The following is a 21,819-nucleotide window of genomic DNA, read 5'->3' on the forward strand; positions in this document are numbered from 1 at the left end:
GTGCGAACATAAATGTAGCACCTTAATCCTGCAACGAGGAAACAAATCATGCTGAACTTGAAAGACCCTTCACTGCTCAAGCAAGCGATCTTCGTCAATGGCGCGTGGTCGGTTCCCGAGGGATGCGGCTGGATTGAGGTGACCAATCCGAGTACCGGTGAGCGGGTCGGGCGGGTGCCCAAGGCGGGGCGCGCCGAGACAGTCGAGGCCATCGAAGGGGCGGAACGGGCCTTCCGTCCCTGGGCGGCACGTCCGGCGGGCGAGCGGGCAAAGGTGGTCAAGCGCTGGTATGACCTGATTGTCGAGCATGTCGACGACCTGGCGTTGATCCTGACGGCCGAGCAGGGCAAGCCGCTGGCCGAGGCCCGGGGCGAGATCCTCTACGGCGCGGCCTTTTTCGAGTGGTTCGCCGAGGAGGCCAAGCGTGTCTACGGCGAAATCCTCCCCGCGCCGCAGCAGGGCCAGCGCATGCTGGTCCTGCGCCAGCCGATCGGTGTGTGCGCGGCGATCACGCCGTGGAACTTTCCCATGGCGATGATCCCGCGCAAGGCCGGACCGGCGATTGCCGCCGGCTGCAGCATGGTGCTCAAGCCGGCCAGCGCGACGCCATTTTCAGCCCTGGCGCTGGCCGAACTCGGCCGTCGTGCCGGGCTGCCAGAGGGCGTATTCAGCGTGGTGACCGGGGCTGCCGGTGAAGTGGGCGACGAGTTGTCGACACATCCCCTGGTGCGCAAAGTGACCTTCACCGGTTCGACCGAGGTCGGCCGTTCGCTGATGGCCAAGGCGGCCGGCACCATCAAGAAAGTCGCGCTGGAACTGGGCGGCAACGCACCGTTGATCATCTTTGACGACGCCGATATCGACGTGGCTGTCACGGGTGCCATCGCCTCGAAATTCCGCAACATGGGCCAGACCTGTGTCTGCGCCAACCGCATCTATGTACAGAGCGGTATCCATGATCGCTTCGTCGCGCGTTTCGCCGAGGCCGTGGCGGCGCTGCGGGTTGGCGATGGGCAGGCGGAAGGCGTGCAGCAGGGACCGTTGATCGACGAGGCAGCGGTCCGCAAGGTTCAGGAGCATATAGATGACGCCCTGGCGCAGGGCGCGCGGATTGTCACGGGCGGTCATCGGCATGCCCTGGGACAGACCTTCTTCGAGCCCACTGTGCTCGCCGATGTGACCGCCAGCATGCGCATTGCCGTGGAAGAGACCTTCGGCCCGGTGGCGCCGGTGTTCCGCTTCGAGACCGAAGCCGAGGTGATCGCGGCGGCTAACGACACCGAGTTCGGCCTGGCGGCGTACTTCTTCACGCGTGACAACGGACGGGTCTGGCGCGTCAGCGAAGCGCTCGAAGTCGGCATTGTCGGGGTCAATACCGGTGCGACTTCCTATGAAGGCGCCCCCTTTGGCGGGGTGAAGTCTTCAGGTATCGGTCGCGAAGGTTCGCACCACGCCATCGAGGAGTTCACCGAGCTCAAATATGTATGCGTTGCCCAGGTGAGCTGATATATTCCGGTCTAAACTTCTGTGCGCACGTCGCACAGGCTTTTAATAGGAAATGGTGTCAAAAATGCTCGAATCAGAATCATCGATCGACGACCTTGAGAACCGTGATCGCGATTATGTCGGTTCTTTCGCTCGTGGCCTCGAAGTCATCAAGACGTTCACCCGGCATACGCCGCGGCGGACCCTCAGCGAGGTCGCCGAGGCCAGCGGCATGAGCCGGGCCACCGCGCGCCGGTTCCTGCTGACCCTGGTGCGCGAAGGTTATGCCGACAGTGACGGCAAGTACTTCAGCCTCAAGCCGAAGATCCTCGAGATCGGCTTTTCGGCCTTGTCCTCGATGAATATCTGGGACGTGGCGCAGCCGATCATGAGTGCGTTGTCCGACCGTTTGCAGGAATCCTGTTTCGCCGCCGTGCTGGATGGCGATTCGGTGATCTACGTGGCACGGGCCAACTCGACGCGCGTGGTCAACATCAGCATATCGATCGGCAGTCGTTCACCGGCGCACAGCGTTTCGACCGGGCGGGTGCTGCTGGCGGCGTTGCCCGAGGCGGAGTTCCAGGAATACCTGGACAAGACCACGTTGACCAAATTCACCGAGCATACGGTGACCTCCAAGGTGAAGCTGCGTGAGCTGGTCAACGAAACCCGCTTGCGCGGTTGGTCGATTGTCGATCAGGAACTGGAAATCAGCCTGCGCTCGATATCGGTGCCGATTCGCGATCGTGATGGCAAGGTGGTCGCGGCGCTCAACGTGCCGTGTCCGACCGAACGCGTGACCTTGCAGGACATGAGCACGCGGATACTCACCGAACTGCTGGAAGCTTCGAAAAACATCACGCAGGCTCTCCAGGGATAAGCCCCTGGTCACTGCTCGATAACGCGCTCCGATCCTTGATCGAGCGCGTTTTTTTTGCCCGGGATTTGCCTGGCACGGCTGTTACAAATCCCTTTCAGAATTTTGCGAACACTAGTTTGCAATGCGCACAATTGTGCGATAAGTTAACACTCACATCGACAACAAAAACATTAAGCGATGGAGTGATTCTTATGCACCTGACACCCGCGCGAGGCTTTGTGCCCGCGCTTCCTCCAGCCCCCTGGGCCCTGTCTCGACGCCAGTCCGCCAACACCGGCTGCGCGTTATTTCACCTTTACATCGGCGGTCGGTAATCCGGCCAGACAACCTGTTTGCCCGTGCATAGGAACTGTCGATGCCCGGGCCATTGCATGGAGTCTCTAATGTTTGACCTGAAGGGCAAGACATTGCTTGTCACCGGCGCATCCAAAGGCATCGGCGCGGCTATCGCGACGGCGCTGGGCGAGGCCGGCGCACGGGTGATCGCGCATTACGGCGGTGATCGGGCGGGGGCGGAACAGGCGCTCGCCAATGTGCCGGCCGCGGACAAGCTGTTCCTGCAGGCCGACCTGCATGACCTGGCCTGCGTGGAAACCTTGTGGGACCAGGCGCAGGCCTGGCAGGGCCGTATCGATGGCTTCGTCAACAACGCGGCGATCATGCGCTGGCACGGCGGAATGGCCGCGGACGATGAAACCTGGGACAGCGTCTGGGCTGAAACCCTGGACGTGAATGTGCTGGCTCCGGCGCGCCTGATCCGCCGCGCGGTGAAGCATTTTCACGCCAATGGCGGCGGCATCCTGATCACCATTTCCAGTTGGGCGGCGCAGCGCGGGGTGACCAATCCGGACACCATCGCCTACGCCGCGTCGAAAGCCGCGGTACGGTCGATGACCCAGACCGTCGCCCGGGCTTATGCCAAGGACGGAATCCTCGCCTACATCGTTGCGCCGGGCGTGGTGCGCACGCAGATGTCCGAGTCGTTTGCCCGTACCCAGGGCGGCGAGGAGGGGGTCACCGCGCAACTGGCAATGGGTGAGTGGGTGCCGCCGAGCGACATCGCGGCGCTGGTGGCGTTTCTGGCCAGCGGGCGTTCGCGTCACCTCAGTGGTGCCACGCTCGATGTGAACGGTGCCAGCTACGTTCGTTGAGCCGATTGACTGCAATCAAAAGTGCGCATTGACATCTTTTGTTCGTATTGCGCATTAAATTATTGACATAGATGCGGCGAAGTCAGACATTGAGATTCCAGTCAGCGCTGGCGTCGCCTGTAACCCCAATCAGGAGTTTCACATGCTTAAATTCAAAGCTGTCATTCTCTCGCTGGCCGTTGTTGCCGCGGCCGTGTCTGGCGTCGTGCAAGCACGCAGCCTCGACTCGATCATCCAGAGCGGCACCCTGCGGGTCGGCGTCAACCCGAACTTTCCACCGATGAGTTCCTACAACGACAAGAACGAACTGGTGGGCTTCGACATCGACGCGGCCAACGAAATCGCCCGCAACCTCAACGTCAAAGCAGAGTTCGTGCCAACCGAGAGTGCCCAGCGTGTGCCGTTCCTGCAATCGGATCGGATCGACATCTCCCTCGGCGCCCTGACGCGCAACTCCGAACGCGCCAAGCTGATCGATTTCACCGTGCCGCTGCACACCGAGTCCATGGCGGTGCTGACCACCGACAAGCTCAAGGTCGATAACTGGAAGGATCTCAACAGTCCGGATATCAAGCTGGTCAACATGCGCGGCAACTGGTCGGTCGACTACCTGAAAAAAGAGCTGCCCAAGTCCAACGTCCTGCTGGTGGAAACCATCGCCGATACCGTGCGTGCCGTGGCCCAGGGGCGGGGCGACGCGATTGTCGAGAACATCGACTTCTTCATGAGCTTCACCAAGAACTATCCTGACGTGAAGTGGCGCGTGCTCAAGGACCCGATTTCCGTCGGATACGACTGCATCGGCGTGGCGAAGAACAGCACCGGCCTGCGCGACTACCTGAACGTCGTGCTGTTCGAGATGCACAGCAGCGGCTTCATCAATACCACCTGGCAGAAGGCATACGGCGCGCCGATGCTCAAGCCCGTGGATGCAAACCCGTACTTCTAACCCCCGCGCCGACCCGTACCCCGGTACGGGTCGGCGAAAAGGACGGATAGCCTCGTGGACTACACCTTTCAGTTCTCCAACGTCATCCAGAACCTCCCTTACCTGTTGAAAGGGGCAGGGCTGACACTGGAAATCGCGTTTGTTTCGTTCTGGCTCGGGTCCGCCATCGGTCTGGCGGGCGCCATGGCCAAGTTGCATGGCGGGCGCCTGTTGCGGGGTCTGGTCAGTGTCTACATCACGCTGTTCACCAACACCCCGGCGCTGGTGCAGATCTTCTTCCTGTTCTACGCCTTGCCGGATGTCGGCATCGTGCTGGAGCCGATGACCGCCGTGCTGATCGGCCTGACACTCAACTCCGGTGCCTACCTCACCGACATCCTGCGTTCGGGTGTCGAGTCGGTGCGCAAGGCCGAGATCGAAACCGCCGTGACCCTGGGCATGTCCGGGCTGCAGACCGTGCGCTACGTGATCTTGCCGCACATCGCCAAGACCATTTACGCGCCGCTGTGCAACTTCTTTGTCTGGCTGGTGCTGGGCAGCTCCATCGGGGCCATTTTCGGTGTCGAGGAACTGACCGGCCGGGCCATCAACATTTCGACCGCCAACCTGCGAACGATTGAAACCTTCTCGGTGGTGGCAGCGATATACGTGGCATTGACCTTTGTTGCGTCGATTGCCTTGGGGCTGGTAGGCCGTCACCTGTTCCGCGCAAAAATCAAGGTGTTCTGATGTTTGATCTGATCATTTCCCAGGCTCCGCGATTCTTCACCTGGTACACGCTGGTCTTCGTTCTCGAAGCCATGGGCCGCACGTTGATGATGACGGTGATCGGTTGTTCGGTCGGGGCCGTGGCCGGCTTCGCCATTACCGTCATCCGCAGTACCACCAGCAACTGGATGATGTTGTTCCGGCTGGCGGTGACGGTCTATGTCGAGGTGTTCCGGCGTATCCCGTTCCTGGTGATCCTGTTCATCGTGATGTACGCCTCGCAGGGGCTTGGCTCGAACATTTCGCTGTCGGCGATTGCGACGGTCTCGATCTGCCTGGTTGCCACCGCGTTTCTGTCGGAGATCATCCGCGCCGGGCTCGAGTCGGTGCCGCGGCAGCAGCTTGAAGCGGCCCAGGTGATGAACTTCGGCTTCAGCCGCACGCTGTTCATGGTGCTCCTGCCGCAGTCATGGAAAGTCATCCTGCCGCCGGCCTTCGCCTTCATGGTGATGTTCATCAAGGACACCTCGCTGGCGTCGCAGATGGGCGTCGTCGAGCTGACGTTCACCGGCAAGGTGCTGATGAACCGAGGTTATTCGCCGTTCCTGGTGTACGGCGTCGTACTTGCTGCTTATTTCGTCCTGTCTTACCCACTCAGCCGATTGGGCGCTTACCTGGAGAATCGTCTTGCCTCACCTCAACGTCGTAAATCTGTCCAGCGCGTACGCGCAAATTCCGGTCCTGCAAAACGTGAGTTTGTCGGTCGATCGCGGTGAAGTGATCAGCCTGATCGGGCCGTCCGGGTCGGGCAAAAGCACCTTGTTGCGTGTGCTGATGGGGTTGTTGCCGCCAACGGCCGGACGGGTGCTGATCGATGACGAGCCGCTCGACTACGTGTCGAAAAGCAGCCTGCGTGCCGCGCGGGACAAGATGGCCATCGTCTTTCAGCAGTACAACCTGTTCCAGAACATGGATGTGCTGCGCAACGTCACGATCGCGCCGACCAAGATCAAGAAACGCCCGCGTGCCGAAGTCGAACTCGAGGCCAAGGCGTTGCTGAAGAAGGTCGGGCTTGGGGAGAAATATCACGCCTATCCGGACGAGTTGTCCGGTGGTCAGCAACAGCGCGTGGCGATTGCCCGGGCGCTGGCGTTGCGTCCGCAGATCCTGCTGCTCGACGAAGTCACGGCCGCGCTCGACCCGGAGCTGGTCAACGAGGTGCTCGACACGGTCCGCGCCCTGGCGAAGGAAGGGATCACCATGTTGCTGGTCTCCCACGAGATGTCCTTCGTGCGTGAGGTCTCGACGCGCATCGTGATGATGGACAAGGGCCAGGTCGTCGAGATCGGCACGCCGCAGCAGATTTTCGAGGCGCCTGTCGAGGCGCGCACTCGCGAATTCGTCGGCAAGATCCTGCGTCACTGAGGCTCGAATCGACTCATCCCGTGTTGCTCGCCCTGCCGGTTGCGGGGCGTGCGGACCGACAGCTGTTGGAGACGCTTGATGAAAGGCATTGCTATCACTTTCGAAGGCACCGTGTACACGGCTCGTCCCGGCGAGTCGTTGGCGGCGACCCTGATCGCTGGCGGTGTGCGGCATTTCCGGGAAACCCGCAGCGGTGCCTGTCGCGGTCTTTTCTGCGGGATGGGCGTGTGCCAGGAGTGTCTGGTCGACATCGACGGTCGGCCGAATCAGCGCGCGTGCATGACCAAGGTCGTGGCGCCGATCAACGTCAGGCGCAGCATCGCCAATATGCCGTTGCCGCTGGATGTGGCGCAAAACGTGGTGATCGAGCCGATCCCGGTGCGCACGCCGGATGTCCTGGTGATCGGTGCCGGGCCAGGCGGCCTGTCGGCGGCGTTGGCGGCACGGCAGGCGGGGGCCAGCGTGGTCGTGGTGGACGAGCGGAGCATTGCCGGGGGCAGTATTACAAGCAGGTCAGCGTCGAGGGGCCGGACATCGCGCCGCCCGACCGCCAGCATCGACAAGGCGCCCGGTTGATCGCCGAGGTACGGGCAGCGGGTGTCGAATTGATCGGCGACGCGCTGGTCTGGGGGGCATTCGAACCCGGCGAATACGGTGTCGTGATCAACGGTCATACCCAGCGCTGGAAACCGCGCAGCACGGTGGTCGCCACCGGTGCTTATGAGCGTGGCTGGCAAGTGCCGGGCTGGACCTTGCCGGGCGTGATGACCACCGGCGCGGCGCAGACGTTATGGCGCACCGCCCGACGTTTGCCGGGGCGGCGGGTATTGATCGCCGGCAATGGTCCGTTGAACCTGCAACTGGCGGCCGAGCTGCGGGCGGGCGGGGCGACGGTGGTGGCGGTGGTCGAGGCGGCCGCCGCACCGGGTCTGGCGACACTGGCCAGCCTGGCGCGCATGGCCATCGCCGCGCCGGGATTGATGCTGGAGGGCCTGGCGTATCGCCTGGCATTGCTGCGGGGTAAAGGCCGGATGATTCACCAGGCACTGGTCTCCGGGATCCAGGCGCAGGGTGAGCAACTGATGGTCAGCCTGTGCGATATCGACGGCCTGCCGCTGCCGGATACTTTTGAGGTCGACTGCGTGTGCCTCGGCTATGGCTTCGAACCGGCCAATGAACTGCTACGGGCACTGGGTTGCGGTCACGATTACGATGCCCGGCGCCGACAACTGGTGACCCGCCGCGATGCCCGCGGCCAGACCGACATCGACGGCGTGTTTGCCCTGGGCGACTGCACGGGGCTGGGCGGTGCCCGGGCCGCATTGGCCGAAGGACGCATGGTCGGCCTGGAAGCCGCCGTCTCCAGTGGTTTCAAACTGTCCGGCGAACTGCACGAAAGCAGCCGCGAAGCCGAAGCCGAACTCAATCGGCAGCGTGCATTCCAGAAGGCGTTGTGGACGTTGTACAAGGCCGAGGCAAAACCGCCGGCGGTGACTGCGACGGCGCAGGGCGGATGCCTGGTTTGTCGCTGCGAGGAAGTCAGTTTTGCCACGCTGCAACAGGCGCTGGACGATGGCATCAGTACGACCGGCGCCATCAAGCGGCATACACGGATTGGCATGGGCCGCTGCCAGGGTCGTTACTGCGCGGCCACTCTCGACGAGAAAGTCTGTGAACTCAATGGATCGCAACGCTCGGAGCTGTCCGGCTTCGCTCCACGCCTGCCGGTCAAACCGGTGACCATTGCCGAATTGGCCGGTTCGCTGGAAAAAAATTAAACCGCATAACGCGAACTAATGTTCGCCATGGTAACATTCATTTCAGGATGTACAGGATTCTGTCGCTTCGAATAAGGCTTTTCGAGTGAGTTTTGCAGTAAGAACGTCATTAAATGACATAAATGCGCGAACGTTGATCTTTTCCGCGCACAAACGTACGAAAATCGGAGTCAAGCATGAGCAAAGAATTTCGCGGCAGCTATGGCGTGACAGTGACGCCTTTTACCGCCGATGGCAGCCAGATCGATTACAAGGCCCTGGCCGCGTTTATCGAATGGCAAATCGCCTCGGGTTCGCCGGGCATCATCATTCTCGGTACCACCGGCGAGTTCCTGACCATCTCGGATGATGAGCGCACCCAGTACATCGAAACCACGGTGAAACTGGTCAACGGCCGTATCGACGTGCTGGTGGGCACCATGGACGCCTACACACCCAACGCCGTGCGTTACACCCGTGAAGCCGAAGCGCTGGGCGCCGACGGTTTCATGATCGCGCCGCCGTACTACTACACCCCGACCGAAGACGAAATCTTCAAGTACTACCGGGCGATTTCCGAGTCGACCTCGCTGCCGATCATGCTCTACAACAACCCGGTGACCACCAACGTCGACATGTCCGCCGCGCTCGTCGCGCGCATGACCAAGGCCTTCGACAACGTGCGCTACATCAAGGAGGCGAGCATGGATGTCGGGCGTATCTACGACATCGTCGAAGGCACCGAGGGGGTGATGAACGTGTTTGCCGGCGAGCGTCCGGTCGAAAGCTTTCTGCTCGGTGCGGTGGGGTACGTGAACCCGTATGCCAACTACATTCCGCGGGCGTCGACCCGGCTCTGGGAAGCGCTGGTCGAAGGCAAGCTGCAAGAGGCGGGCAAGATCCAGGCGATGATCAGCAGCTTCGATCACATCATTGCCGAAGGTCACCCCACCTACGGCCATCAGTGCTATTCGAAAGCCCTGGCGGCGTCGCAGGGGTATCCGGTCGGTGATGTCCGCGCACCGTTGACGCAGTTCGCCGAGCTTGGACAGGAAGGCCTGGATCGCCGCGCGCGGATCGTCAGCATCATCGACGACATCAATAGCTACGTTGCCGCCCAAGCGGCGAAGTGATCAGGGAGCAGGGATGAGCCGTCCGCCATTGTTCACGCCTTTCGACTCCCGCGGCGTACGTTTTCGCAATCGCCTGGTGGTGTCGCCGATGTGTCAGTACCAGGCTGTCGAAGGCCTGGTCAACGATTGGCATTACGCCCATCACGCCCGGTTCGCCCTGGGCGGGATCGGCGGTGCGTTGCTCGAAGCCACCGCGGTGACGCGCGACGGTCGCATCAGCCCCGGTTGCCTGGGGATCTGGAGCGACCAGCAGATCTCTGGCCTGCGGCGCCTCGCCGAACTCTATCATCAGCATGACGTGCCGCTGGGCGTGCAACTGGCCCATGCCGGACGCAAGGCCAGTTCGGCGGTGCCGTGGCTCGGCAGTGGTCCGCTGGCGGCAGGCTCGGCAACTCCGGCCTGGCCGACGCTGGCGCCTTCGGCGCTGGCCCATGCCGCTGATTGGCCGACGCCGCAGGCGGCCAGTCTCGAAGATATCCGGCAGGTCGTCCAGGCATTCGCCGACGGGGCCCGCCGGGCGGTTGAAGCGGGGCTGGATTTTGTCGAGATCCACGGGGCGCACGGCTATCTGATTCATGAGTTCTTTTCGCCGTTGGCCAACCGTCGCGACGATGCCTACGGCGGCGACTTTTCCAACCGTGCACGGCTTGCGCTGGAGGTCGTGCGAGCCGTGCGCGCAGTGGTGCCGGCGAGCATGCCGGTGTGGTACCGGGCGTCTTGCGTGGACGACGGCGAAGGCGGGATCAGCCTGGATGACAGCGTGCGCCTGGCCGCGTTGCTGGCGGCCGAAGGCGTTGACCTGGTGGATTGTTCGGCGGGCGGGATCCTTGGCCCGGTCGCACGTTCCGCCACGGTGGCCTTGCCGGGGCACCAGGTGCCGTACGCCGCACGCATCCGTGCCGAAGCCGGGGTGGCGACCATGGCGGTGGGGCTGATCACCGGGGCGCGACAGGCCAATCAGGTGATCGTCGATGGTGCCGCCGACCTGGTGGCATTGGGTCGGGCATTGCTGGATGATCCGAGCTTCGCCTATCACGCGGCGCTGGAACTGCAGGTCCCCGACGCCCATGATCTGTTGCCGAGATCCCACGGTTTTTTTCTCGCCCGCCGTCAGGTACACACGCAGGTGAAAGCCACATGAGTGATGAAGCGGAGTTGTTTCCATGGCCGATGTGATTGTCATCGGCGGCGGCCTGGTCGGCTGCGCCACGGCCTATTACCTGGCCAGGGACGGCGTCGATGTGTTGCTGCTGGAGCGTACCGAACTCAATACCCAGGCATCGGGTTCGAATGCCGGCAGCCTGCATGCGCAGATTCCCCACGACCCGTTCGTCAACAAGGGCCCGGAGTGGGCGCGACGGTTTGCCCCGAGCATCGCGTTGATGGCGCGCTCCATCGCCATGTGGCACGAATTGCCCAAGGAGCTTGGTGTCGATCTCGAAGTCTCGACCAAGGGCGGTCTGCTGGTGGCCACCAGCAAGCAGCAATTGCGTGAAATCGAGGCCAAGGCGACGCTCGAACGCGAGCATGGGCTGGAGATCGACCTGCTCGACCAGAGTGCGGTGCGCGAACTGGCGCCGTATCTCTCGGATCGGGTCCTCGGCGGTGCATTCTGTCCGATCGAGGGCAAGGCCAGTCCGTTGATTGCAACGTTGGCGTATGCCGATGCGGCGAAGCGCCTGGGGGTGAAGTTCCGTCGTCACAGCGAAGTCATCGGCATCGAGCAGGGCCAGCAGAACTTCCGGGTGCGGCTGGCCGGCGAGGACCTGGTGGCCCGGCGCGTGGTCAACGCGGCGGGAGCCGATGCCGGACGAATCGCCGCGATGCTGGGCATCCATACGGACGTGCAGGGCTTTGCGATTCAGGTCGCGGTGACCGAGCAGACCGGACCGTTGATTCCGCATCTGGTGTACTCGGCGGGGGAAAAGCTCACGCTGAAACAGAACGCCATCGGTTCGGTGCTGATCGGTGGTGGCTGGCCGGCGCGCTGGCACGGTCGCGGGCACCCGGTGACCGATCCCGACTCGCTGGCGCAGAACATGGCCCTGGCACTGCAAACCGTTCCGGCGCTGGGGCCGTTGCGAGTCATCCGCACATGGGCCGCCGTGGTCAACGGTACCGACGACTGGCGCCCGATTCTCGGTGAAGCCCCCGGCGTCCCGGGATTCTTCATGGGCTTCTTTCCCTGGATGGGCTTCACCGCCGGGCCCATCGTCGCCCGTATCATCGCCAGCCTGGTACAGGACAAGCCCGTGCCACTGGACATCGACTATCGACCGTTCCTGTGCCAGTGACGATCAGCGGGATTGAGGGCACTACCTTAAGACGAAGCAGACCCATCAAGCAGGGCATCCACGACAGTCCGGGACAATGCCACGGAGTGAATCATTCCCATCAGCAGATCCCGTTCAAAGCCGCTCAGGCGTGGGCAGATTTCATCGGCATTCAGTTCGGCGGACTTGAGCAACTCCGACACCCGAGTCAGCGCGACCTTGGCGGTCACGCCTGGTTGAATAGAAAACAGGGGTGGGACAGATGAGGTGTCGGATTCGACGGTTCTGAAAGCTGTGGTGGCGAGCGTTTCGAGGTGTATCGGTGGGTTCTGCGGATGGTCTGATTCAATCTGGAGCAGCGAGTCGTGCATGACCCTGTTCAGATAGGTCGCTTGTTCCACAAGCGCAGGAGTGCTGCTGGGTGGTGGATCGGGTGTGATTTTCTTGACCATGGAAAGTCTCCTATTCGGCTAAGGAACTCGCCGCTTCCCGCGTTCAAACAAAAGGTGGCGAGCTGTACGCAGGTTGAACGACCGGTGAATAGGAAACCGGCAGGCCGAAGCCTCCTGCGCACAGCCCGCCATGACGCGAGCACAAAAATGCCGCTTTCGCGGCGCTGTGCGCCTATTCACTTCCGGGCGTTCAAACCCGTATCGCTGAATTTGCAGCGACATCGGAACTGTAGACCCGGTGGCAGGCGCACTCAATATTCTCCCATGCTCAAACCGTGTAGGAAACCTGAGTATTTTTGGAGGGCTATTTCCTAGCTTTACCAAATGTTGCCGAGGGGGCACGGCGTCCTTGGCAGGTGCCAACGCCAACGGTCTTCAGTCGATGACGTGTCTGCTACAGGTCTTGCATTACTCTGCATTTTGGAAACAGCGAACAACCCCAGGTATGGGGTATCTCTGGAGAGCTCAATCGATCAACCCGTTCCCGTCATAAAACGGATACGGCCCCGCATACTCGCCGAACACCCCGTTATGGGTTACCAACCCGTGTTGCGGATGCCAGGCATGCAGCAGATACCCCGCCGGTTCCAGATTGAAGTGCGCCGGCGCGGTGTCTTGCAGGTCCAGCACGATCTGATGGGATGTGCCCGGGCAGACACAACTGATGCTTCCCCCGAACCGCCGCTGCATGGGCCGATGCATATGTCCGCACAGCAGTCGTTCGACCTGGGGGTGCCGGGCGATCACGGCCTCCAGCGCCGGGGCGTTTTGAAATGACTCGCGGTCCATATGGCCGATGCCGGTGACAAACGGCGGGTGATGGAGGATCACCAGCGTCGGCACGTCGGGGCGGCGCGCCAACTGCTGATCGAGCCACTCGAGCTGGCTGTCGCGCACACACCCGCCATGGGCGCCTGGCGTGGTCGAGTCGAGGCCGATCAACCTGACCGGATGCTGGTCCACCACCCAGTCCAACGGGCCCTGCGCCGAGCGGGGCAGGTAGGTGTGCTCCGGCAGGCCCGCCAGCAGGTGTTCACGCTCGTCGTGGTTGCCGGGCACCACGTAGCAGGGCATCTGCAAGCGGGCGAGTTCGGGGCGCAGCACGGCGTATTCATCCGGTCGCCCGAAGTCCACCAGGTCGCCGCTGATCACCACGATGTCCGCCCGCGGGATGCTGGCGTTCAACTGGTCGACGGCGCGGCGCAGGGCGCCGAGGGTGTCGACCACGCCGTAGGTCAGGCGCTGGCCGGCCTTGAGGTGCAGGTCGCTGATGTGGGCAATAAGAAACGAAGAATTCACAAAAGCCTCTGGTACGGAGAAATCATCACGAGTGCAGGGTGAACAGCGCCTGCGGTTCGATGGCCAGGGCGATGGTTGCCCCGGTGGTGGGGACCTGCGGGTCGGCGCTGTCCACCAGCAAGGGTTGCGCGCCGCCGATATCCACCAGCAGGCGGCTCTGGGCACCCTGGAAAAACTGCCCCAGCAAGCGGCCGCGCAAATGACCGTCGCCTTCCATCACCCGCAGGTGTTCCGGGCGGCAATAGACCGTGGCGGGCAGGTGCGAGCCGCTCCAGGGCAATTCGCCGCCGCTGACTTTCAGGCCATCGCGGGTACGTTCGAGCACTGCGAAGGCATTGAGATTGCCGACGAAGCCGGCGACAAACGGATTGGCCGGTTTCTGGTAGATCTCCCGTGGACTGCCCAGTTGCGCGATGCGGCCCTGTTCCATGACCAGGATGCGGTCGCCCAGGGCCATGGCTTCGCCCTGGTCGTGGGTGACAAACACCGAGGTGATGCCGAGGCTGCGCAGCAACTGGTCCAGTTCGCTGCGCAAGCGTTCGCGCAGTTGTGCGTCCAGGGCCGCCAGCGGTTCGTCCAGCAGCAGGACCCTGGGACGTGGCGCCAGGGCGCGGGCGAGGGCGACCCGCTGGCGCTGGCCGCCGGACAGTTCGTGAATGCCCCGCCGGCCGTGATCGCCCAGGCCGACCAGTTCCAGCAGCTCGGCGCAGCGCTTGTGGCGCTCGGCCGCGGGCATGCCACGGACCTTGAGCCCATAGGCCACGTTCTCGGCGACGTTGAGATTGGGAAACAGCGCATAGTTCTGGAACACCATGCCGACGTCACGCCGCTCGATGGGGACACGGGTGACGTCCTCGTCGCCGAACCAGATCTGCCCGCTGTCGGGGCGCTCCAGTCCGGCGATCAGGCGCAGGGTGGTGGTCTTGCCGCAGCCGGACGGACCGAGGATCGCCAGGGTTTCCCCCGGTTCGATGGTCAGGTTCAGGTCATGCACGGCGACGGTGCCGTCGGAAAAGGCCTTGCGGCAGCCTTGCAGGCGAATGGTGGTGCCGGTCATCGACGTTCTCCACGGGACAGACGGGCGCTGATGGCCTGCAGTGCAATCAGCAATGGCACGATCAGCAGAAGGAAAATCAGCGTGTAGGCACTGGCGACTTCCAGCCGCGCCGAGGCGTAGCTGTCCGCCAGGCCCACCGGCAGGGTCTTGGTCATCGGGGTGTGCAGCATCCAGGTCAGGTTGAATTCACCCAGGGACAGGGTGACCACCATCAACACCCCGGCGAGAATGCCGGCGCGGCTGTTGGGCACCACCACGGTAAAGAAGCGTCGCAACGGACCGGCGCCCAGGCTGGCCGCCGCTTCTTCGAGTACCGGCAGATGCTGGCGCTGCATCACCGCCATCACCGGCCGCACCAGGAAGGGCAGGGTGAACAGCACGTGGCCCACCAGGATAAACAGCCAGCTGCCACGAAAGGTCCCGAACTGGCCGTAGGTCAGCAGCAGCGCCAGGGCACTGGCCAGGCCCGGCATGGCCACCGGCAGCACCATCAACTCCTCGAAGGCACGACTGAAGCGGTTGTTCATCCGCACCAGGGCATAGGCCGCCGGTACGCCGATGATGCACACGCAGAGGGCACAGGCCAGGGCCAGTTGCAGGGACAGCCAGACGGTGCCGGAATAGGCCTGCCAGACCTGCAGCAGCCAGTCGAGGGTCAGGCCGCTGGAAGGTCCCTGGAAGTAGTTGCGGGTCACTCCGGCGAGCAGGGACAGCAGCACCGGCACCAGCATGAAGGCGCAGACCAGCAGGGTGAACAACAGTTGCCCGAAAAACAGGCCTGAGCGTTTCAAAGGACGGTCCTCGACTGTTTGACCAGGCGCCGCGCCAGCAGCAACACCGCCCAGGTCACGCCACCCAGTACCACGGACAGCGCCGCGGCGACGGCGAAGTTGGCGTAGTTGGTGAATACGTTGTAGATCGCTACCGGAGTGACATTGAGGCGGGTACCGAGGGTGAAGGCGGTGCCGAACGCGCCCATCGAGGTGGCGAAGCAGATCGCCCCGCAGGACACCAGTGCCGGGGCCAGGCCCGGTACGATCACGTCGCAGACCACCCGCCAGTGCCCGGCGCCGAGGGAGTGCGCGGCTTCTTCCAGGCTGCGGTCGAGGCTCTCGCAGGCCGCCATCACCGTCAGGATCACCCGGGGAATGGAGAAATACAGGTAGCCGATGAACAATCCGGTCAACGAGTAGGCGAAGATCCAGCGCTCGCCGGCCAGTTGCAGGCCGAGCTGGGCGAACAGGCCCTGGCGTCCGGCCAGGAGGATCACCAGGAAACCCACCACCACGCCGGGAAAGGCCAGGGGAAAGGTCAGCAGCGCCACCAGCGTCGAGCGGCCGAAGAACTGCTGGCGGGCCAGGAACACGCCGCTGATACCGCCGATCAGCAGCGCCACCAGGGTGGTCAGCGCCGCCAGCAGGCCGGTCTGCACCAGGCTGCCCAGGTACTGCGCACTGCCCAGCACCTGCCAGTAGCCGCTGCCGGCGGTGTCACGGCTTTCTGCGCCGAGCAGGATCAGATGGGCCAGCGGCAGCAGCCAGAACGCCAGCAGCATCGCCATGGCCGGGGCCAGTGCCCAGGTCACCGCCGGCGGCAGGCGCAGCCGCGGCCAACTGCCGGCGGGCACGGCCAGGGCCTTGTCGACCGATGTCGCCACTTACTTCACCTCGTTCAGGTAGCGAGCGGCAAAGGCTTCCTGGACGGCGGCCATGTGCTCGTAGTCGACCACGCCGGCACGGGCGTAATCGCTGTCCGGCAGGAAGCGGGCGGCGACCTCGGCGGGCATTTTCATCTGTCGCACCGGACGCAGATAGGCGTTGGCCCACAAGGCCTGACCCTGGTCGGAAAGGACGAAGTCGAGGACCTTCTCGGCATTGGCCCGATGCGGGGCATTGCCGACCGGGCTCATCACGTACGGCACGCTGAGGCTGCCCTCCCTGGGAATCACGAAGGCCACGTTGGCCTGGTCCTTGTAGCGGGCGCGGTAGGCGTTGAAGTCGTAGTCCACCAGGATCGGCAGCTCACCGGAGAGCACCCGTGCGTAGGCGGTCTGCTTGGGCACGATGGGGGCGTTTTTCGCCAGTTTGCGGAAGTAGTCGATGGCCGGGGCGAAGTTGTCCAGGGTGCCGCCCATGGCCTGGTTGATCGCCACCGCCGAGACATAGCCGACAAAGGCGCTGGACGGGTCGAGGTAGCCGACCATGCCCTTGTATTCGGGTTTCAGCAGGTCGGCCCAGCTTTGCGGCACGGGCAGGCCGCCAAGGGCATCGACATTGACCATCAGGCCGAGGGTGCCGGAGTGGATCGCGAACCAGTGGCCCGCCGGGTCTTTCAGGCCGGCCGGGATCTCGTCCCAGTGCTTGGGCTTGTAGTCGCCCAGGACCCCGGCTTTCTGCGCCTGCAGGCCGAAGGTCACGCCGTAGTAGACGACGTCGGCAACCGGTGCGGCCCGCTCGGCCACCAGCTGGGCCAGGGCCTGGCCGGAGTTCTTGTTGTCCAGTGGCACCTGGACGCCGGTGCTGTCGGCAATCGCCTTGAGCTGCGTACCCCAGTCCGCCCATTCCGGCGGGCAGTTGTAGCAGATAGCGGTTTCGGCGGCGTGGGCCAGGCTGGCGATGCCGCCGAGCAACAGGGCCGCCAGGGTCTTACTGAGCTGGGTCATGACGCATTTCCTCGTAGGGCCGGGTGCTTTCGCCCGGCCGGATATGGCAGGGCAGGCATTGGGAAGTGGGGTTGGCGCCGTTGATGCGCGCCAGCAGGTGTTCGATGGCGGTGTTCGCCAGGGCGGTGATCGGCTGGACCACGCTGCACAGCGTCGGATGCATCTGGGTGCCGATGGCGATGCCGTCGAAACCGATGACCGACAGGCGTTCTGGCACGCCCCAGCCATTGCGGCGCAGTTCGGCGATCAGGCTGATGGCCAGCAAGTCGTTGGAACAGACCAGCGCGCTCGGCGGTTGCGGGCCGCGCAGCAGCGGGGCGAGTGCGGCGAAGTCGGCGCTGGTATGGGCAGGCATTTCAATCACCGGCAGGGGTGTCAGGCCACGTTCCAGCAGGGCATCGCAGTAGCCGGCGTAACGCAGGCGCGCGCGGTCGGATTGCAGGGCCGGGCCGGCGACCATGCCGATCCGCGTGTGCCCGGCATCCAGCAGGTAGCGGGTGGCCAGGGCCATGCCGGCGCGGTTGTCGACCGATACCGCGCAATAGTCGGTGTTGTCCGGCTGGTGGTAGGCCAGTACAAAGGGCGTTTCCTCCTGGGCCAGGCTTTCCAGCAGCGGATTGTCCTCGGCATCGGTCACGGTCAGGATCAGGCCGTCGACCCGCTGGCGCAGCAACTCTTCGACCACCGCGCTTTCGCGGTCGGCGGCGTAGTCGGTGGTCGCCAGCAGCAGGTTGTAGCCCCAGGCGCGGGCCGCGCGCTCCATGGCCTGGAACTGTTCGGCGAACACCGGGTTGAGCAGGTTGGGGACCATCACGCCGATCAGGTTGGTCTGCTGCAGGCGCAGTTGGCGGCCCAGGTGGTTGGGACGGAAACCCAGTTCGCGGGCGGCGGCGAAGACCTGCTCGCGGGTGGTCGGACGCACCACTTCGGGGCTGGCGAAGGTGCGGGCGGCGGTCGCCCGGGAGACGCCGGCCAGGCGCGCCACATCTTTCAAATCGGTCATTGTCGCTTCCTTGAGATCGATCTCATTGGCCAGCGACAGTACGGATCGAAGATGGCGATCAGGTAAAGAAGCGATGACAGTTTGATGTCAGGTGTCGGCTGCATGTGCTGATCGTTCCCACGCTAGAGCGTTTGATCGTTCCCACGCTCTGCGTGGGAATGCAGCCCGTGACGCTCCGCGTCACCTGCAGGGCGGACGCGGAGCGTCCAGTGAGGCATTCCCACGCTGGAGCGTGGGAACGATCGATATGAGCAGGCTCAGCTACCATGATTTGAAAGAAAACGATGTCAGGCTTTAGTCAAAATAAGGTAGGAGTGAGACGCTTTTTTTGACGGATTTGCGCGTCCCGTGGACAATGGCATTTCCGCCACCATTGATGCTGGCCAGTCTCTTCGCTTTTCCCGCGCGAGATTGCAGCCAAGGCCGGGCATTTCGCGACCCCGCGGTCGCCAAGTGGCCTGTTCGTCCCATGGTGTCGGAGTCTGATGGCAGCGATGCCGACAATGTGTGCGACCACGCACCAACAGAATTCATGTCACTCAAGTCAGCTGAAGCCAACAACGATAAGAAGTCAGCGCAGGAGCGACATAAAAAGTGAGGCCTATGCCAGTGATGGCGGCCTTGTGTGCCCATTCTCCAGTTCTTTCGAGTGCGGGAATCCACGGCGTTGTATCAGCCCGGAATCCTGTGTGAGCAAGGGTGGAGGAGCGGATGGCGATCTATCGTAGGTATGACTATATGTTGAAAAAAGTGAACAAGGCGCTGTTGGGCCTGGCCTTGTCGATAGGGGTCACGTCCTCGTTCGCGGCCGAGGCCAAGAAGGTCGATGTGCTGCTGATCGGCGGCGGGATCATGAGTTCGACCCTGGGCATCTGGCTCAACGAGCTGCAGCCTGACTGGTCGATGGAAATGGTCGAGCGCCTCGATGGCGTTGCCGAAGAAAGCTCCAATGGCTGGAACAACGCCGGTACCGGTCACTCGGCCCTGGCCGAGTCGAACTACACGCCGTACGGCAAAGACGGCAAGATCGACATCTCCAAGGCGATCGAGATCAACGAGTCGTTCCAGATCACCCGTCAGTTCCTGTCCTGGCAGGTTCGCCAGGGCGTGCTGAAGAACCCGCACTCGTTCATCAACTCGACACCGCACATGAGCTTCATGTGGGGCGATGACAACGTCAAGTTCCTCAAGGATCGCTACGCGGCCCTGCAGACCAGCCCGCTGTTCAGCGGCATGCAGTACACCGAAGATCAGGAGCAGATCAAGAAGTGGGTCCCGCTGATGATGGAAGGGCGTGATCCGAAGCAGAAGATCGCCGCCACCTGGACTCCGATCGGCACCGACGTGAATTTCGGCGAGATCACCCGCCAGTACGTCGCGCACCTGCAACAGCAGCCTAACTTCAAGCTCAAGCTGTCCAGCGAAGTGCAGGACATCAAGCGCAATGAAGACGGCAGCTGGCGCGTGGTCTACAAGAACCTGAAAGACGGTACTGAAACCCAGACCGACGCCAAGTTCGTGTTCATCGGTGCCGGTGGCGGTGCGCTGCACCTGCTGCAGAAGTCCGGTATCCCCGAGGCCAACGACTACGCGGCCTTCCCGGTCGGCGGTTCGTTCCTGGTCACCGATAACCAGGATATCGCCCTCAAGCACATGGCCAAGGCCTACGGTATCGCTTCGACCGGAGCGCCACCCATGTCGGTTCCGCACCTGGACACCCGCGTGCTGGATGGCAAGCGCGTGATCCTGTTCGGGCCATTCGCGACCTTCTCCACCAAGTTTCTGAAGAACGGTTCGTACTTTGACCTGCTGACCAGCACCACCACCCACAACGTCTGGCCGATGACCCGCGTGGGTATCGATCAGTTCGACCTGGTCCAGTACCTGGGCGGTCAGCTGATGATGTCCGATGACGATCGCTTCAACGCCCTGAAGGAGTACTTCCCGCAGGCGAAGAAAGAAGACTGGCGCCTGTGGCAGGCCGGTCAGCGCGTGCAGATCATCAAGCGTGACGAAGAGAAGGGCGGCGTCCTGAAGCTCGGTACCGAAGTGGTCAGTGCCAAGGACAACAGCATCGCCGGCCTGCTGGGTGCATCGCCAGGTGCTTCCACCGCCGCGCCGATCATGCTGACCATCCTGGAGAAGGTCTTCAAGGACAAGGTGGCAACCCCTGCCTGGCAGGAAAAGCTGCACCAGATCGTGCCTAGCTACGGTACCAAGCTGAACAACAGCCCCGAGGCTGTGCAGAAAGAGTGGAACTACACGGCTGAAGTCCTGCAACTGACCACCCCTCCGGTGATCGGCCAGACCGCAGCGGCACCGGCCGCTCCTGCCGCTGCCGACAAGCCGAAGGCCGAGGACAATCCGAAGGCTGACATGGCGCTGTAAGCAATACCCGCGTCAACGCCACAGGCTGCACAAAAACGCCACTCGCCCGAGTGGCGTTTTTGCATCCGCATCCCCGGTCGCGATGCTGTGCCGAATTCGTCATGCCGGGCAGTCAAACTGATCAAGCCTCGGGCTCGCCCATGGGCAACTCTGGAACCCTTCTTCCTGGAGTGACCTATGACTCGACTGACGCTGGACCAGGCCCATGCCCTGGCCAAACTGATCCTGCTGCACAATGGTTTCAGCCTTGCCCATGCCGATGCCGTGGCCGATACGGTGGCGGCCGGCGAGCGCGATGGTTGTGCCTCCCACGGCCTGTACCGGGTGCTCGGTTGCGTCGCTTCGCTGAAGGCCGGCAAGGTCGAGGCCGATGCCCGGCCCGAGGTGGTCGACCAGGCACCGTCCATCGTGCGGGTCGATGCGGCCGGCGGGTTTTCCCAACTGGCCTTCCAGGCCGGCTTGCCCTTGCTCAAGGACAAGGCCCGGGCCAATGGCATTGCCGCCATGGCCATCAACCGTTGTGTGCATTTCTCCGCGCTCTGGGTCGAGATCGAGCAACTGACCGAGGCCGGCCTGGTGGCGCTGGCCTGCACGCCGAGCCATGCCTGGGTCGCACCGGCCGGTGGTAACCAGCCGGTGTTCGGCAGCAACCCCATTGCCTTTGGCTGGCCGCGCGCGGGTCATGATCCGTTTGTCTTCGACTTCGCCACCAGCGCCATTGCCCGGGGCGAGATCGAACTGCACCGGCGTGCCGGCAAGGCCATTCCCGAGGGATGGGGCGTGGATGCCCAGGGGCAGCCCAGCACCGATCCGAACGTGGTGCTCGACCTGGGGGCGATGCTGACCTTTGGCGGGCACAAGGGCTCGGCGCTGGCGGCGATGGTGGAATTGATCGCCGGACCGCTGATCGGCGACCTGACCAGCGCCGAATCCCTGGCCCACGACGGCGGCAGCAAGTCGTCGCCGTACCATGGCGAACTGATCATTGCCCTTGACCCGCGGCGCTTTCTCGGCGACGCCACGGAACAGCACCTGGCCCGTGCCGAAAGCCTGTTCGAGAGTATCCAGGGGCAGGGCGCCCGGTTGCCGTCGCAGCGGCGTTACGAGGCTCGGGCGCGTAGCCGGGTGGACGGCGTGGAGATTCCCACGGCCTTGTACAACGACCTCAAGGCGCTGTTGGCCTGACAGGGCTCGGCG

21 protein-coding genes are annotated in these 21,819 nt (G+C 63.2%); 14 read left to right on the plus strand and 7 right to left on the minus strand.

The window, feature by feature from the left end:
* Positions 1 to 51: 51 nt before the first annotated feature.
* The 12 genes from KI243_RS12570 to KI243_RS12630 all read left to right on the plus strand — a co-directional run bounded on the left by KI243_RS12570 (position 52) and on the right by KI243_RS12630 (position 11,782).
* Complete coding sequence (locus tag KI243_RS12570; RefSeq protein ID WP_275936907.1) at positions 52 to 1,506, plus strand: NAD-dependent succinate-semialdehyde dehydrogenase; 1,455 nt, start codon at positions 52 to 54, stop codon at positions 1,504 to 1,506.
* A 64-nt stretch (positions 1,507 to 1,570) separates the two neighbouring features.
* Positions 1,571 to 2,365, plus strand: coding sequence for an IclR family transcriptional regulator C-terminal domain-containing protein (locus tag KI243_RS12575; protein WP_017129037.1), 795 nt, complete (start codon positions 1,571 to 1,573; stop codon positions 2,363 to 2,365).
* A gap of 383 nt (positions 2,366 to 2,748) precedes the next feature.
* The gene (locus KI243_RS12580; protein WP_017129038.1) at positions 2,749 to 3,516 is read left to right on the plus strand and encodes an SDR family oxidoreductase; all 768 of its coding nucleotides are present in this window, start codon (positions 2,749 to 2,751) and stop codon (positions 3,514 to 3,516) included.
* A 142-nt stretch (positions 3,517 to 3,658) separates the two neighbouring features.
* A complete protein-coding gene (locus tag KI243_RS12585; protein ID WP_017129039.1) occupies positions 3,659 to 4,465 on the plus strand; it encodes a transporter substrate-binding domain-containing protein in 807 nt (268 codons plus the stop codon).
* A gap of 54 nt (positions 4,466 to 4,519) precedes the next feature.
* The gene (locus tag KI243_RS12590; RefSeq protein ID WP_103032806.1) at positions 4,520 to 5,194 is read left to right on the plus strand and encodes an amino acid ABC transporter permease; all 675 of its coding nucleotides are present in this window, start codon (positions 4,520 to 4,522) and stop codon (positions 5,192 to 5,194) included.
* Positions 5,194 to 5,949, plus strand: a complete 756-nt coding sequence (locus tag KI243_RS12595) for an amino acid ABC transporter permease (protein ID WP_017129041.1) — start codon at positions 5,194 to 5,196, stop codon at positions 5,947 to 5,949. The genes KI243_RS12590 and KI243_RS12595 overlap by 1 nt, the downstream gene beginning before the upstream one ends.
* The gene (locus KI243_RS12600; RefSeq protein ID WP_244861850.1) at positions 5,924 to 6,598 is read left to right on the plus strand and encodes an amino acid ABC transporter ATP-binding protein; all 675 of its coding nucleotides are present in this window, start codon (positions 5,924 to 5,926) and stop codon (positions 6,596 to 6,598) included. Before KI243_RS12595 ends, KI243_RS12600 begins: the two co-directional genes overlap by 26 nt.
* Before the next feature lie 78 nt (positions 6,599 to 6,676).
* Positions 6,677 to 7,174 carry a (2Fe-2S)-binding protein gene (locus KI243_RS32855; protein WP_244861851.1) on the plus strand — a complete coding sequence of 166 codons (498 nt, stop codon included), beginning with the start codon at positions 6,677 to 6,679 and terminating at the stop codon, positions 7,172 to 7,174.
* Complete coding sequence (locus KI243_RS12615) at positions 7,171 to 8,376, plus strand: NAD(P)/FAD-dependent oxidoreductase (protein ID WP_212810900.1); 1,206 nt, start codon at positions 7,171 to 7,173, stop codon at positions 8,374 to 8,376. The genes KI243_RS32855 and KI243_RS12615 overlap by 4 nt, the downstream gene beginning before the upstream one ends.
* 176 nt (positions 8,377 to 8,552) lie before the next feature.
* A complete protein-coding gene (locus KI243_RS12620) occupies positions 8,553 to 9,488 on the plus strand; it encodes a dihydrodipicolinate synthase family protein (RefSeq protein WP_017129043.1) in 936 nt (311 codons plus the stop codon).
* Positions 9,489 to 9,501: 13 nt separating this feature from the next.
* Positions 9,502 to 10,629, plus strand: coding sequence for an NADH:flavin oxidoreductase/NADH oxidase (locus KI243_RS12625; RefSeq protein WP_177118480.1), 1,128 nt, complete (start codon positions 9,502 to 9,504; stop codon positions 10,627 to 10,629).
* A 22-nt stretch (positions 10,630 to 10,651) separates the two neighbouring features.
* Positions 10,652 to 11,782: an FAD-dependent oxidoreductase gene (locus KI243_RS12630; RefSeq protein ID WP_177109761.1), complete on the plus strand. Its 1,131-nt coding sequence runs from the start codon at positions 10,652 to 10,654 to the stop codon at positions 11,780 to 11,782.
* A 26-nt stretch (positions 11,783 to 11,808) separates the two neighbouring features.
* Here the strand turns inward: KI243_RS12630 and KI243_RS12635 are convergent, their stop codons facing one another.
* The 7 genes from KI243_RS12635 to KI243_RS12665 all read right to left on the minus strand — a co-directional run bounded on the left by KI243_RS12635 (position 11,809) and on the right by KI243_RS12665 (position 18,234).
* The gene (locus KI243_RS12635; protein ID WP_212810901.1) at positions 11,809 to 12,213 is read right to left on the minus strand and encodes a hypothetical protein; all 405 of its coding nucleotides are present in this window, start codon (positions 12,211 to 12,213) and stop codon (positions 11,809 to 11,811) included.
* Positions 12,214 to 12,678: 465 nt separating this feature from the next.
* The gene (locus tag KI243_RS12640; RefSeq protein WP_212810902.1) at positions 12,679 to 13,512 is read right to left on the minus strand and encodes a phosphodiesterase; all 834 of its coding nucleotides are present in this window, start codon (positions 13,510 to 13,512) and stop codon (positions 12,679 to 12,681) included.
* A 25-nt stretch (positions 13,513 to 13,537) separates the two neighbouring features.
* Entirely contained in the window at positions 13,538 to 14,569 is a 1,032-nt protein-coding gene (locus KI243_RS12645; RefSeq protein WP_212810903.1) for an ABC transporter ATP-binding protein, read from the minus strand.
* Positions 14,566 to 15,360 (minus strand): ABC transporter permease subunit, encoded by a 795-nt coding sequence (locus KI243_RS12650; RefSeq protein ID WP_177119458.1) that lies wholly within the window; start codon positions 15,358 to 15,360, stop codon positions 14,566 to 14,568. The genes KI243_RS12645 and KI243_RS12650 overlap by 4 nt, the downstream gene beginning before the upstream one ends.
* Positions 15,357 to 16,226 carry an ABC transporter permease gene (locus KI243_RS12655; protein WP_103033119.1) on the minus strand — a complete coding sequence of 290 codons (870 nt, stop codon included), beginning with the start codon at positions 16,224 to 16,226 and terminating at the stop codon, positions 15,357 to 15,359. The genes KI243_RS12650 and KI243_RS12655 overlap by 4 nt, the downstream gene beginning before the upstream one ends.
* Positions 16,227 to 17,231 carry an ABC transporter substrate-binding protein gene (locus tag KI243_RS12660; RefSeq protein ID WP_017129050.1) on the minus strand — a complete coding sequence of 335 codons (1,005 nt, stop codon included), beginning with the start codon at positions 17,229 to 17,231 and terminating at the stop codon, positions 16,227 to 16,229. It lies immediately after the preceding gene.
* Entirely contained in the window at positions 17,215 to 18,234 is a 1,020-nt protein-coding gene (locus KI243_RS12665; RefSeq protein ID WP_017129051.1) for a substrate-binding domain-containing protein, read from the minus strand. The genes KI243_RS12660 and KI243_RS12665 overlap by 17 nt, the downstream gene beginning before the upstream one ends.
* Positions 18,235 to 18,972: 738 nt before the next feature.
* On the opposite strand from KI243_RS12665, the gene mqo reads away from it, so the two are divergent.
* Complete coding sequence (gene mqo, locus KI243_RS12670) at positions 18,973 to 20,622, plus strand: malate dehydrogenase (quinone) (RefSeq protein WP_042936924.1); 1,650 nt, start codon at positions 18,973 to 18,975, stop codon at positions 20,620 to 20,622.
* A 177-nt stretch (positions 20,623 to 20,799) separates the two neighbouring features.
* Positions 20,800 to 21,807: an Ldh family oxidoreductase gene (locus tag KI243_RS12675; RefSeq protein ID WP_212810904.1), complete on the plus strand. Its 1,008-nt coding sequence runs from the start codon at positions 20,800 to 20,802 to the stop codon at positions 21,805 to 21,807.
* The last annotated feature ends 12 nt before the right edge of the window (positions 21,808 to 21,819 follow it).

Source organism: Pseudomonas sp. Ost2, assembly GCF_018326065.1.
GTDB classification, from domain to species: Bacteria; Pseudomonadota; Gammaproteobacteria; order Pseudomonadales; family Pseudomonadaceae; genus Aquipseudomonas; species Aquipseudomonas gingeri.

Coding starts and splice junctions, on each gene's coding strand:
- KI243_RS12645 (WP_212810903.1), bottom strand. CDS start 14,569: ATGACCGGCACCACCATTCGCCTGCAAGGCTGCCGCAAGGCCTTTTCC.
- KI243_RS12575 (WP_017129037.1), top strand. CDS start 1,571: ATGCTCGAATCAGAATCATCGATCGACGACCTTGAGAACCGTGATCGC.
- KI243_RS12660 (WP_017129050.1), bottom strand. CDS start 17,231: ATGACCCAGCTCAGTAAGACCCTGGCGGCCCTGTTGCTCGGCGGCATC.
- KI243_RS12620 (WP_017129043.1), top strand. CDS start 8,553: ATGAGCAAAGAATTTCGCGGCAGCTATGGCGTGACAGTGACGCCTTTT.
- KI243_RS32855 (WP_244861851.1), top strand. CDS start 6,677: ATGAAAGGCATTGCTATCACTTTCGAAGGCACCGTGTACACGGCTCGT.
- KI243_RS12585 (WP_017129039.1), top strand. CDS start 3,659: ATGCTTAAATTCAAAGCTGTCATTCTCTCGCTGGCCGTTGTTGCCGCG.
- KI243_RS12580 (WP_017129038.1), top strand. CDS start 2,749: ATGTTTGACCTGAAGGGCAAGACATTGCTTGTCACCGGCGCATCCAAA.
- KI243_RS12665 (WP_017129051.1), bottom strand. CDS start 18,234: ATGACCGATTTGAAAGATGTGGCGCGCCTGGCCGGCGTCTCCCGGGCG.
- KI243_RS12595 (WP_017129041.1), top strand. CDS start 5,194: ATGTTTGATCTGATCATTTCCCAGGCTCCGCGATTCTTCACCTGGTAC.
- mqo (WP_042936924.1), top strand. CDS start 18,973: ATGTTGAAAAAAGTGAACAAGGCGCTGTTGGGCCTGGCCTTGTCGATA.
- KI243_RS12630 (WP_177109761.1), top strand. CDS start 10,652: ATGGCCGATGTGATTGTCATCGGCGGCGGCCTGGTCGGCTGCGCCACG.
- KI243_RS12635 (WP_212810901.1), bottom strand. CDS start 12,213: ATGGTCAAGAAAATCACACCCGATCCACCACCCAGCAGCACTCCTGCG.
- KI243_RS12675 (WP_212810904.1), top strand. CDS start 20,800: ATGACTCGACTGACGCTGGACCAGGCCCATGCCCTGGCCAAACTGATC.
- KI243_RS12625 (WP_177118480.1), top strand. CDS start 9,502: ATGAGCCGTCCGCCATTGTTCACGCCTTTCGACTCCCGCGGCGTACGT.